The sequence below is a fragment of the Pseudomonas canadensis genome, assembly GCF_030980095.1.
Taxonomy (GTDB): Bacteria; Pseudomonadota; Gammaproteobacteria; order Pseudomonadales; family Pseudomonadaceae; genus Aquipseudomonas; species Aquipseudomonas canadensis.
Genome location: NZ_CP133298.1, coordinates 884,839 through 896,669, shown reverse-complemented (window position 1 = coordinate 896,669; position 11,831 = coordinate 884,839). Strand labels below are relative to the sequence as shown.

The 11,831-nt window shown below is 59.8% G+C and carries 11 protein-coding genes; 6 read left to right on the top strand and 5 right to left on the bottom strand.

What is annotated here, in order from left to right:
* Positions 1-51 precede the first annotated feature (51 nt).
* The 3 genes from RB216_RS04030 to RB216_RS04020 all read right to left on the bottom strand — a co-directional run bounded on the left by RB216_RS04030 (position 52) and on the right by RB216_RS04020 (position 2,355).
* On the bottom strand, positions 52-306 hold the full coding sequence (locus tag RB216_RS04030) for a hypothetical protein (RefSeq protein WP_028618819.1): 255 nt from the start codon (positions 304-306) through the stop codon (positions 52-54).
* Between the two features lie 96 nt (positions 307-402).
* A complete protein-coding gene (locus RB216_RS04025; RefSeq protein ID WP_068936036.1) occupies positions 403-648 on the bottom strand; it encodes a hypothetical protein in 246 nt (81 codons plus the stop codon).
* 123 nt (positions 649-771) lie between these two features.
* Positions 772-2,355 (bottom strand): peptide chain release factor 3, encoded by a 1,584-nt coding sequence (locus RB216_RS04020; RefSeq protein WP_010213196.1) that lies wholly within the window; start codon positions 2,353-2,355, stop codon positions 772-774.
* A gap of 331 nt (positions 2,356-2,686) precedes the next feature.
* On the opposite strand from RB216_RS04020, the gene RB216_RS04015 reads away from it, so the two are divergent.
* From RB216_RS04015 to RB216_RS03995, 5 genes are all read left to right on the top strand, one after another.
* The gene (locus tag RB216_RS04015) at positions 2,687-3,403 is read left to right on the top strand and encodes an ABC transporter permease (protein WP_028618817.1); all 717 of its coding nucleotides are present in this window, start codon (positions 2,687-2,689) and stop codon (positions 3,401-3,403) included.
* A gap of 20 nt (positions 3,404-3,423) precedes the next feature.
* Complete coding sequence (locus RB216_RS04010; protein ID WP_308908350.1) at positions 3,424-4,317, top strand: glycine betaine ABC transporter substrate-binding protein; 894 nt, start codon at positions 3,424-3,426, stop codon at positions 4,315-4,317.
* Positions 4,318-4,331: 14 nt separating this feature from the next.
* Complete coding sequence (locus tag RB216_RS04005) at positions 4,332-4,985, top strand: ABC transporter permease (RefSeq protein ID WP_010213201.1); 654 nt, start codon at positions 4,332-4,334, stop codon at positions 4,983-4,985.
* Positions 4,982-6,139, top strand: a complete 1,158-nt coding sequence (locus RB216_RS04000) for an osmoprotectant ABC transporter ATP-binding protein OsmV (RefSeq protein ID WP_028618815.1) — start codon at positions 4,982-4,984, stop codon at positions 6,137-6,139. The genes RB216_RS04005 and RB216_RS04000 overlap by 4 nt, the downstream gene beginning before the upstream one ends.
* A 412-nt stretch (positions 6,140-6,551) precedes the next feature.
* Positions 6,552-7,715: a type III PLP-dependent enzyme gene (locus tag RB216_RS03995; RefSeq protein ID WP_010213203.1), complete on the top strand. Its 1,164-nt coding sequence runs from the start codon at positions 6,552-6,554 to the stop codon at positions 7,713-7,715.
* An 88-nt stretch (positions 7,716-7,803) separates the two neighbouring features.
* Here RB216_RS03995 and RB216_RS03990 read toward each other — a convergent pair whose 3' ends face one another.
* Both RB216_RS03990 and RB216_RS03985 read right to left on the bottom strand, forming a co-directional pair.
* A complete protein-coding gene (locus RB216_RS03990) occupies positions 7,804-8,556 on the bottom strand; it encodes a tetratricopeptide repeat protein (protein WP_308908349.1) in 753 nt (250 codons plus the stop codon).
* A 1-nt stretch (position 8,557) separates the two neighbouring features.
* Positions 8,558-9,238: a Fe2+-dependent dioxygenase gene (locus RB216_RS03985; protein ID WP_308908348.1), complete on the bottom strand. Its 681-nt coding sequence runs from the start codon at positions 9,236-9,238 to the stop codon at positions 8,558-8,560.
* Positions 9,239-9,443: 205 nt separating this feature from the next.
* Between RB216_RS03985 and RB216_RS03980 the strand changes: the two genes are divergently transcribed.
* Entirely contained in the window at positions 9,444-11,729 is a 2,286-nt protein-coding gene (locus tag RB216_RS03980; protein WP_308908347.1) for a TonB-dependent receptor, read from the top strand.
* Positions 11,730-11,831 lie beyond the last annotated feature (102 nt).

Sequence of the window (11,831 nt, the reverse complement as noted above, 5' to 3'; positions counted from 1 at the left end):
CACATAACTGACTCCGCCCGGCTAACCGGGCGGTTTCGTTTCTGGCTGTGACTACGTCTGGCTGTCGCCTTCAGCGTCCGGATCATCGCTGTCCGGTTCGTCGGTGGTGGAGTCATCGTCGTCCTCACTGCCACCCTGACCCTTGTCGCCAGGCTCCGCCTCGGACTTGGCCAGTTGCAAATCCTGGCTATGCCCCGACGACACAACACCGCTCTTCACCGGGTTATGCGCCCAGGCCGACGACATCCCCAACGACAACAGCACCAGCACCTTTATCAACAGCACTACACGTTGAAAAATACTCATGGTTGATTCCGTCCAGTCAGTAGGTAGATCCCACGCGACAGCCGTTTACCGCTGCCAGCCTTGACGCTAGTCCCAATGCCGGGTTTGCGCCAGGCGTCAGGTTTCGCCATCGTCGTAGGTTTCACTGTCCTCACCCTCGTTGTAGGGGTTTTCCTGGTCTTCCTTCGGCGCGGGCTGGGCTTGGGGTTTCCAACTGCCGGAGTTGACCTCTTGTTGCTTTTTCTTGGTGACCGGGCCGGTGTCTTTCCATTGCGCAGTTCCAGCGCCCGCCAGTGCCGGGATCGTGGACAGCCCCAGACCGGCTAACAGCATCCAGCAGATGACGCGTTTGACACTAGGCACAGCGCTTTCCTTTTCAGTCAGTGGATAAATCCTGCACCCAAAAAACTAGACCCGATACGCCACTCTCGCCACAAAAAAGGGCGAAGCCATAACAGCTTCGCCCTTTTCTTTACCGCTCAGACCTTAATGGTGCTCACGGGTCGCACGGAATTTCACATCCGGCCAGCGCTCTTCCATCAACGCCAGGTTCACCCGCGTCGGCGCCAGGTAAGTCAGATGACCACCGCCGTCGACCGCCAGGTTTTCCACAGCCTTGTTGGAGAACTCTTCCAACTTCTTCTTATCGCTGCAATCGATCCAGCGTGCGGAGTACACGGTGATCGGCTCATACGAGCACTCCACCTTGTATTCCTCTTTCAAGCGGCTGGCGACCACGTCGAACTGCAGCACGCCGACGGCGCCGAGGATGATGTCGTTGCTGCGCTCCGGGAAGAACACTTGGGTGGCCCCCTCTTCCGCCAATTGCTGCAGGCCCTGGCGCAGTTGCTTGGATTTCAGCGGGTCGCGCAGGCGAACGCGACGGAACAGTTCCGGGGCGAAGTGCGGGATACCGGTGAAGCCCAGGGCTTCGCCTTCGGTGAAGGTGTCGCCGATCTGGATGGTGCCATGGTTGTGCAGGCCGATGATGTCGCCGGCGTAGGCTTCTTCGAGCTGTTCACGCTCGGAGGAGAAGAACGTCAAGGCGTCGCCGATGCGTACGTCCTTGCCGGTACGCACGTGGCGCATCTTCATGCCTTTTTCGTATTTGCCGGAGCAGATGCGCATGAAGGCGATACGGTCGCGGTGTTTCGGGTCCATGTTCGCTTGGATCTTGAACACGAAGCCGGTGAATTTCTCTTCGACCGGTTCTACGGTGCGCTCGTTGGCGACACGGGCCAATGGGCGTGGAGCCCAATCCACCACGGCGTCCAGCACATGGTCGACACCGAAGTTGCCCAAGGCCGTACCAAAGAACACCGGGGTCAACTGGCCGTCGAGGAATTCCTGCTGGTTGAACTCATGACAGGCGCCCTGCACCAGTTCCAGCTGATCGACAAAGCGGTCGTACTCGTCACCCAGGTGGGCGCGGGCTTCGTCGGAGTCGAGTTTCTCGATGATCTTGGTTTCGGTGCGCTCATGACCGTGGCCGGCGGTGTAGACAATGATGTAGTCGTCGGCCAGGTGGTACACGCCCTTGAAGTCGCGATAGCAACCGATCGGCCAGGTGATAGGCGCAGCCTTGATCTTCAGGACGGCTTCGATTTCGTCCAACAGTTCGATCGGGTCGCGGATGTCGCGGTCGAGTTTGTTGATGAAGCTGACGATGGGCGTGTCACGCAGACGGCAAACGTCCATCAGCGCAATGGTACGTGGCTCGACGCCTTTACCGCCGTCGAGGACCATCAACGCCGAGTCCACCGCGGTCAGGGTGCGGTAGGTGTCTTCGGAGAAGTCTTCGTGGCCCGGGGTATCGAGCAGGTTGACCATGTGGTCGCGATACGGGAACTGCATGACCGACGTGGTAATGGAGATACCCCGTTGTTTTTCCATTTCCATCCAGTCGGAGGTGGCATGGCGGTCGGATTTGCGGGATTTCACCGTGCCGGCCACCGCGATTGCCTTGCCCATCAGCAAGAGCTTCTCGGTGATGGTGGTTTTACCGGCATCGGGGTGGGAAATAATGGCGAAAGTGCGGCGTTTCGCGACTTCGGCGGCCTGGTGGGTCATGGGAAATCGCCTGGCAGGTGAGTCAAAAAAGGGCGGCGAGTATAGCGCAAACCCCAGGGGCCGGACCACCGTTCACCCGATTGGGGGTGGCTAATTGCTGCCAAGTGTGGAACCTTTTAAAAGGTAGAGACGTCCACTCCCCTGCTGCCGCACTCGGAACAGGGGCTGATAAATCAGCAAGTTAGCCTGACGAGGCTGCGCTCATGGCTCGATCGCATACCGCGTTGCCGGTATCGGCGAGCTGCTTTTCGCGAACTCATTCGCCGACAGCCAGGAATGGCATTGCCGCTCGGAAATGTGTTCGCCGACAAAAGAAAAAAGGAGTCCGCCTGTGGCTATTCGCTATGGCAAAGGGCTGATAGGAGGAGCGGTTGTCGTCGCCCTCTTGGCCCTGCTGGTCCACTGGATCGGCATCAACACGATCGAACTGTACCGCGACGATTTGTTGTTTTACCTGCAAGCTCATCTGATCCTCGTTCTTGTCTCCATGCTGGCCGCCCTCATTGTGGGCATCCCCGCCGGTATCCTGCTCAGCCGACCGCACATGGTCGGGCGCGCAGAACGCTTCATGCAAATCTTCAACATCGGCAACACCGTCCCTCCCCTGGCCGTACTGGCCATCGCCCTCGGCGTCCTCGGCATTGGCAGTGGCCCGGCGATCTTCGCGCTGTTCCTCGCCTCGTTGCTGCCCATTGTGCGCAACACCTACGAAGGCCTCAAAAACGTTCAAGGCTCGCTGAAAGAAGCCGCCACCGGCATCGGTATGACGCCGCGCCAGGTGCTGTTTCGCGTGGAATTACCCAACGCCGTGCCGATCATCATCGGCGGTGTGCGCGTGGCCCTGGCGATCAACGTCGGCACCGCCCCGCTGGCCTTCCTGATCGGCGCCAACAGCCTGGGCAGCCTGATCTTCCCCGGCATCGCCCTGAACAATCAGCCGCAATTGCTGCTTGGCGCCGCGTGCACCGCGTTGCTGGCATTGCTGCTCGACGGTCTGGTGACCATGGCCAGCCGCCTCTGGCTGGAACGCGGGTTGCGTCCGTCTTAAGGCTTGGCAAAGGAAATCACATGAAAAGACTGACCCTGATATTGAGCTGCGTCCTGCTGTTTGCAGGTATTGCGCAAGCTGCCGAAAAACCGGTGATCCGCATCGGCGCCCGGGTGTTCACGGAACAGACCCTGCTGGCCGAAATCACGTCCCAGTACCTGCGCACCAAGGGCTATGACGCCCGTGTGACCGGCGGCCTGGGCAGCAACCTGGCGCGCAGTGCCCAGGAAAGCGGGCAACTGGACCTGATCTGGGAATACACCGGCGTGTCGCTGGTGGCCTACAACCATGTCGACGAAAAGCTCGACAGCGAACAGTCCTACGCACGGGTAAAAGAACTCGACGCGAAAAAAGGCCTGGTCTGGCTCTCGCCGTCGCGTTTCAGCAACACCTACGCCCTGGCCCTGCCCGAGAATGTGGCCAAGGAGTTCCCGCAGGTCAACAGCATCAGCGACCTCACCCAAGCGCTGGCAGAGAAAACCAAAGGCACGCGCCTGGTGGCCCTGGACACCGAGTTCGCCAACCGTTCCGACGGCATGGGCGGCATGGTCAAGCTGTATGACATGAACCTCACGCGCAAAAACACCCGGCAGATGGACGCCGGCCTGGTCTACACCGCTCTGCGTAATGGCCAGGTGTTTGCCGGTCTGGTCTACACCACCGACGGTCGCCTGAACGCCTTCAAACTGAAGCTGCTGGAAGACGACAAGCATTACTTCCCGGACTACACCGCCGCCCCTGTGGTGCGTCAGGTGTATCTCGACGCTCACCCGGAACTGGCCGCTGACCTCAAGCCATTGGCCGATCTGTTCGACGACGAAACCATGCGCCAGTTGAACGCGCGGGTCGACGTCGACCATGAAAGCCCCTCCGCGGTTGCCGCCGACTTCCTGCGCCAACATCCGATCAATTAATAAGAGGAGAAGACATGGAATTCCTGAACGCCTTTTCCCATCTTGATTGGGCCCAAGTCCTACAACTGACCGGGCAGCACATCACCCTGGTCGGTATCGCCGTGATCCTCGCGATCCTGATCGGTGTGCCCCTGGGCATCCTGATGACGCGCTTCCCGACGCTTGCCGGTCCGCTGCAAGCGAGCGCCACGGTGCTGCTGACCGTGCCGTCCATCGCCCTGTTCGGCCTGCTGTTGCCGTTCTACTCCAAGTTCGGCCAGGGCCTGGGGCCAATGCCGGCGATCACCGCCGTGTTCCTTTACTCCCTGCTGCCGATCATGCGTAACACCTACCTTGCCCTCACCGGCGTGGAACCGGGTATTCGCGAAGCCGCACGCGGCATCGGCATGACCTTCGGCCAGCGCCTGCGCATGGTCGAGTTACCCATCGCCGTGCCGGTGATCCTCGCCGGTGTGCGCACCGCCGTGGTGATGAATATCGGTGTCATGACCATCGCCGCCACCATCGGTGCCGGTGGCCTGGGTGTACTTATTCTGGCTTCCATCAGCCGCAGCGACATGTCGATGCTGATCGTTGGCGCCGTGCTGGTCAGTCTCCTGGCCATCTTCGCCGACCTGCTCTTGCAATGGCTGCAACGCTCGCTGACTCCAAAAGGATTGCTCAAATGATCGAACTTCAAAACCTGTCCAAGACCTTCCAAAGCAACGGCAAGACTGTCACCGCCGTGAACGATGTAAGCCTGACCGTCAATGAAGGCGAGATTTGCGTGTTCCTCGGCCCATCCGGTTGCGGCAAAAGCACCACGCTGAAGATGATCAACCGCCTGATCAAGCCCACTTCAGGCAAGATCCTGATCAATGGCGAAGACACCACCGACCTCGATGAAGTGACCCTGCGTCGCAATATCGGTTATGTGATCCAGCAGATCGGCCTGTTCCCCAACATGACCATCGAGGAAAACATCGTGGTGGTGCCCAAGCTGCTTGGCTGGGACAAACAGAAATGCCACGACCGCGCCCGCGAGTTGATGAGCATGATCAAGCTGGAACCCAAGCAGTACTTGCATCGCTACCCGCGTGAATTGTCGGGTGGCCAGCAACAGCGAATCGGCGTGATCCGAGCCCTGGCGGCCGACGCGCCGTTGCTGCTGATGGATGAACCGTTCGGCGCAGTCGACCCGATCAACCGCGAGATGATCCAGAACGAATTCTTCGAGATGCAACGCGCGCTGAACAAGACCGTGATCATGGTCAGCCACGACATCGACGAAGCCATCAAGCTGGGTGACAAGATCGCCATCTTCCGCGCCGGCAAGCTGCTGCAGATCGACCATCCGGACACCCTGCTGGCGCACCCGGCCGACGAGTTCGTCAGCAATTTCGTGGGCCAGGACAGCACCCTCAAGCGCCTGCTGCTGGTGAAAGCCGAAGACGCGGCAGACAACGCCCCGTCGGTGAGCCCGGAGACCCCGGTGGCCGATGCCCTGGAACTGATGGACGAAACCGACCGCCGCTACGTGGTGGTCACCTGTTCCGAGAACAAGGCGCTGGGGTATGTACGACGTCGCGACCTGCACCGTCAGACCGGCACCTGCGGCCAGTATCTGCGCCAGTTCAACGCCACGGCGGCGTACGACGAGCATTTGCGCATCCTGCTGTCGCGCATGTACGAGTTCAACCGCTCGTGGTTGCCGGTGATGGATGCAGAGCGGGTGTTCCTCGGGGAGGTGACCCAGGAGTCGATTGCCGAGTACCTGAGCTCTGGTAAGTCGCGTGGGGGCAAGACCAGCATCGTCTCCCCTGCCGAGACGGCGCTCGCATGACCTGACGCGCTCCGCTCAACATGTGGGAGCGGGCTTGCCCGCTCCCACATTGGATCTTCACAGTGCCTGAAACACCTCAAATTGCCCCATCCGGGGAACATCATTCCGTCACACCTGTCGGTTAAATAAGTAGCTGCACGTGGCTCCGCGACGAACGCGTGCAAAAACGCGACATTTTTAGTTGATCTATGGCCCCTCACGTCCTAAAGTTCGCGCCGAACGTCCATGCTGGAAACGATCCATCCGGCTCAAGTACTGACGACGAGACAGCAAGGCCAAGGGAAGCGGTTATTCCCATGGCCTTTTTGCTTTCGGCGACATGCCTTGGGAAGTAGGCGAACCAAAGTGGGGATACGGAGGACGTTCATTTGCACCCATTGATCAATACAGTTTGCCCTTAGGAGTTCCCAGCATGTCGATCAACGTCGAAGATTATTTCGCGCGCGCCACTTTTGACAAAATGAAGGCGTTCGCCGACAAGCAAGAAACCCCGTTCGTGGTGATCGACACCGCGATGATCAGCCAGGCCTACGATGACCTGCGCGCCGGTTTCGAATTCGCCAAAGTCTATTACGCGGTCAAGGCCAACCCGGCTGTCGAGATCATTGACCTGCTCAAAGAAAAGGGTTCGAGCTTCGACATCGCCTCGATCTACGAGCTGGACAAAGTGATGGACCGTGGCGTCAGCGCCGACCGTATCAGCTACGGCAACACCATCAAGAAATCCAAGGACATCCGCTACTTCTACGAGAAGGGCGTGCGCCTGTTCTCCACCGACTCCGAAGCCGACCTGCGCAACATCGCCAAGGCCGCGCCGGGCTCGAAAGTGTATGTACGTATTCTCACCGAGGGCTCGACCACGGCTGACTGGCCTTTGTCGCGCAAATTCGGCTGCCAGACCGACATGGCCATGGACCTGCTGATCCTCGCCCGTGACCTGGGCCTGGTGCCGTACGGCATCTCGTTCCACGTGGGTTCGCAACAGCGTGACATCAGCGTGTGGGACGCGGCGATCGCCAAGGTCAAAGTGATCTTTGAGCGCCTGAAGGAAGAAGACGGCATCCACCTCAAGCTGATCAACATGGGTGGCGGCTTCCCGGCCAACTACATCACCCGCACCAACAGCCTGGAAACCTACGCTGAAGAAATCATCCGCTTCCTCAAGGAAGATTTCGGCGACGACCTGCCGGAAATCATCCTGGAGCCGGGCCGTTCGTTGATTGCCAACGCCGGTATCCTGGTCAGCGAAGTGGTGCTGGTGGCGCGTAAATCCCGTACCGCCGTCGAGCGTTGGGTGTACACGGATGTGGGCAAGTTCTCCGGCCTGATCGAAACCATGGACGAAGCCATCAAGTTCCCGATCTGGACCGAGAAGAAAGGCGAGATGGAAGAAGTGGTCATCGCCGGCCCTACCTGCGACAGCGCCGACATCATGTACGAGAACTACAAGTACGGCCTGCCGCTGAACCTGGCGATTGGTGATCGTCTGTACTGGTTGTCGACCGGTGCCTACACCACCAGTTACAGCGCGGTTGAGTTCAATGGCTTTCCGCCACTGAAATCCTTCTACGTCTGATCATCCCGCCCGGGAACGATCAACCTTTGTAGGAGCCGGCTTGCCGGCGATGGCGTCCTTAAGATCGCCATCGCCGGCAAGCCGGCTCCTACGGGTTTAGGTGCATAGCGCGACCTTTGTATATTTCGGCCATCGCGCGGATTTGCGCATTGTCAGCCGCCTCCAACGCCTTCTGCGCCGTGCGCAGAAACTTCAAATTCCCGCCCGCCAACGCCTCTCGCAACCACTCCAGCGCCGCTTCGACTTGACCTCTGTCAGCCAACACCGCCGCATAGCTGAACTGCCCGCGAAAATCCCCGGCTTCGGCGGAGCGTCGATACCATTCCACGGCGGCATCCAAATCTCTTGGGCAGCATTGTCCGTCTTCCAGATAACGCCCCAACAGGTTCATCGACTTGGCATGGCCTTGTTCCGCAGCCTGGCGATATAGGCTCAGGGCTTGCGGTTGGTCCTCGGTAACACCGCGCCCGGTCGCCAGCAGATTGGCGTAGTTGTATTGCGCCCAATCCAAACCGGCCTCGGCGGCCAAACGGTATTCTCGCGCCGCTGCCGCTTCATCCGCCGCACAACCCCAACCATGCTCCAAACAGCGACCGGCCATATTGCGCGCCATCAAGTGCCCGCCCTGCGCCGCAATCTGGAACCAGCGCAGCGCCAAGGCTTCATCGCGCTCAATGCCACGCCCTTCCAGCAGGATTTGGCCGAGCAGCGCCTGGGCATCCACCACGCCTGCCTTGGCCGCGATCAGGATGGCCTGGGCTGCACGCACCGGGGAGTCGTCGAGCATGGATTGGAGTTGTTCGACGTTGAGTACTTCTTCACGACGTAACAAAAAACCCACGTCAGACCTCGACCCAGCGGCGCAACAGGTTGTGGTAGGTGCCGGTGAGCTGGATCAGCGCGGGGTGGTTGGGCACGTCTGCGCTCAGTTGCTGGATCGCGCCGTCCATTTCGAACAGCAGGGTGCGCTGGCTGTCTTCGCGCACCAGGCTTTGGGTCCAGAAGAAAGAGGCGTAGCGCGCGCCGCGAGTCACCGCGTTGACTTTGTGCAAGCTGGAACCGGGGTACAGCACCATGTCGCCGGCCGGTAACTTCACGCGCTGCAGGCCGAAGGTGTCCTGGATTTCCAGTTCGCCGCCGTCGTACTCATCGGGGTCGCTGAAAAACACGGTGGATGACAAATCAGTGCGCACGCGCTCGTGACTGCCTTTGGGCTGGCGTACGGCGTTGTCGATGTGAAAATCGAAACTGCCGCCAGCGGTGTAGCAGTTGAGCAACGGCGGAAAAACCTTGTGCGGTAACGCCGCCGACATAAACAGCGGGTTCTGCCACAAACGCTCGAGCATCGCCGCGCCGATTTCCTTGGCCAGCGGGTGGCCTTCGGGCAATTGCAGGTTGTGTTTGGCCTTGGCGGACTGGTGCCCGGCGGTGATTTTACCGTCGGCCCAATCGGCAGTTTCCAGGGCTTGGCGGATGCGCTGCACTTCCTCACGAGAGAACAGGCCGGGGATGTGCAGCAGCATGGGCAATACCTGAATTCGGAGAGATGCCAATGGTATTGATTCTTATCCGCCCTGTAAAACGCAGCAGACGTATGAGTTCGTAAAAACCGTAAGCGAAAAGTGTAAAGAATGTAAATTCAGTGCAATTAGCAATGTATCGCAATTGATAGAAATACTTGTTAACACTATATTCCGCGGCCTCACATCCTTGGGGAAAGGACACGTCATGTCGCGCACCACTACAAAAATACCTGCCAGTTCACCACGCATGCTGGCTTCGGCCATCGGCGTTGCCCTCAGCGCCAGCTCTGTCGCCCATCTGGCGCAGGCTGCCGAAGACACTGAACAAAAAGGCCAGCGCAACAGCATCTCCCTCGGCGCCACCAGCATTACTGGCGAAGAACAGGACAACACCTCCTACCAGGTCGAAAAAGCCTCGTCGCAGAAATACACCGCGCCGCTGGTCGACACGCCGCGCTCGGTCACCGTGGTGCCGCAACAAGTGCTCAAGGACACCGCCGCCACCTCGCTGCAGGACGCCTTGCGCACCGTACCGGGCATCACGTTTGGCGCCGGCGAAGGCGGCAACCCCCAGGGCGACCGTCCGTTCATCCGTGGTTTTGACGCCCAAGGCGACACCTACCTGGACGGTGTGCGCGACACGGGCGGCCAGAGCCGCGAGATCTTTGACATCGAGTCGATCGAAGTCAGCAAAGGCCCGAACTCTGCGTTCGGCGGTCGTGGCTCGGCCGGTGGCAGCCTCAATCTGGTGAGCAAGACCCCACAAGCACGGGACTTCACCAACGGCGGCTTCACCTACGGTTCCGATCAGACTCGCCGCTATGTACTCGACGTGAACCGTCAGTTCCTCGACGACAGCGCCGCGTTCCGCCTGAACCTGATGAGCCACGAACAGAACGTGGCAGGTCGCGATGCGGTGAATTACGACCGCTGGGGTGTCGCCCCGTCGCTGACCTTTGGCCTGGGTACCCCGACCCGCGTCAACCTCAGCTACTACCACCTGGAAAGCAATGACCTGCCGGACTCGGGGATTCCCTACGGTTACGGCTCGTCGACCGCGACGGCCCATGTACATGACAAGCCCAACGACGGTGGCGACAGCAACAACTTCTACGGCCTCAAGGATCGCGACTTCCGCAAGACCCGCGCCGACATCAGCACGTTCTCCATCGAGCACGACCTGAACGACACCATGACGCTGAAAAACACCCTGCGTCACGGCAGCACCGGGCAGGATTACATCCTGACGCAGCCGGACGACAGCAAATTCAACGTCAACCGGTTCGGCACCGTATGGCGTCGCGCCAACAGCCGGGTCTCGACCACAACCACTACCACCAACCAGACCGACCTGTTCGGCAGCTTCCAGGCCTTGGGCTTCAAGCACAGCTACTCCACCGGCCTGGAATTCACCGGTGAAGAAACCCGCGTCAGCAGCTACACCATCAGCCCCAACGCCAACCCGATCTGCACCGTGGCCAAAGGCAGCCTGGGCGGCCAGTGCACCTCCCTGAGCAACCCGAACCCGGATGACGCCTGGACCGGCAGCATCGCGCGCAACTATTACGGCACCACCACCAAGGCCACCAGCCGTGGCGCCTATGTGTTCGACACCATTGAGCTGGACCCGAAATGGTTGCTGAACGTCGGCCTGCGCTACGACACCTTTGACACCGTTGCCAACACCGATTCCGCGACCGGCCGCAGCAAAATCAAAGAAGACAGCCAATTCTTCAACTGGCAGGCCGGCCTGGTCTGGAAGCCGGTAGAAAACGCCAGCGTCTATGCGTCCTATGCCACGTCGGCAACGCCTGCCGGCGGCCTGGTCGGTGAAGGTTCGGACGGCAACCCTCTGTCAGCCGGTGCCGCCACCAGCGACCTGCAGCCGGAAGAAACCGTCAACTACGAGCTGGGCACCAAGTGGGATCTGTTCCACGATCGCCTATCCCTGACCGCTGCGGTGTTCCGTACCGAGAAGAAAAACACGCGCATCCTGGTCGATGCCCTGACCTATCAGAACGCCGGTGAGTCCCAAGTCGACGGCGTGGAATTGTCGGCCAGCGGCAAGATCACCGACCAATGGCAGGTGTTCGCCGGCTACAGCTACCTCGACAGCGAGTTGGTCAAATCCGGCCTGAACGGTCGCAACGGCGTGGTCAGCTCGGGTTCGAACAAAGGCAATCAAATGCCCAACACGCCGAAGAACACCTTCAGCCTGTGGACCACCTACGACGTCACCTCCAAGCTCACCATCGGTGGCGGCGCGTTCTACGTCGACCAGGTTTATGGCGATGCGGGCAACACCGTTTATGTACCGTCCTATACCCGTTACGACGCCATGGCCACTTACAAGCTGACCAAGAACGTCGACTTGCAATTGAACGTGCAAAACCTGACGGACAAGCTGTATTACGACAAAGCCTTCTCGACACACTTCGCCAACCAGGCGGCCGGTCGCACGGCGCTGTTGACCACCAGCTTCCACTTCTAAGCAGCAACACCACGCAGTAAAAAGCCCCACGCATCGGATGCGTGGGGCTTTTGCGTGTCAAACAGAATGTTTCTCGACAAGCCACGGCATAATGCGCGCCGT

What these genes read in the sequence shown, in the direction of transcription:
- RB216_RS03995 (WP_010213203.1), top strand. Translation starts at nt 6,552, where the DNA reads ATGTCGATCAACGTCGAAGATTATTTCGCGCGCGCCACTTTTGACAAA.
- RB216_RS04020 (WP_010213196.1), bottom strand. Translation starts at nt 2,355, where the DNA reads ATGACCCACCAGGCCGCCGAAGTCGCGAAACGCCGCACTTTCGCCATT.
- RB216_RS03980 (WP_308908347.1), top strand. Translation starts at nt 9,444, where the DNA reads ATGTCGCGCACCACTACAAAAATACCTGCCAGTTCACCACGCATGCTG.
- RB216_RS04010 (WP_308908350.1), top strand. Translation starts at nt 3,424, where the DNA reads ATGAAAAGACTGACCCTGATATTGAGCTGCGTCCTGCTGTTTGCAGGT.
- RB216_RS03985 (WP_308908348.1), bottom strand. Translation starts at nt 9,238, where the DNA reads ATGCTGCTGCACATCCCCGGCCTGTTCTCTCGTGAGGAAGTGCAGCGC.
- RB216_RS04000 (WP_028618815.1), top strand. Translation starts at nt 4,982, where the DNA reads ATGATCGAACTTCAAAACCTGTCCAAGACCTTCCAAAGCAACGGCAAG.
- RB216_RS04030 (WP_028618819.1), bottom strand. Translation starts at nt 306, where the DNA reads ATGAGTATTTTTCAACGTGTAGTGCTGTTGATAAAGGTGCTGGTGCTG.
- RB216_RS04005 (WP_010213201.1), top strand. Translation starts at nt 4,332, where the DNA reads ATGGAATTCCTGAACGCCTTTTCCCATCTTGATTGGGCCCAAGTCCTA.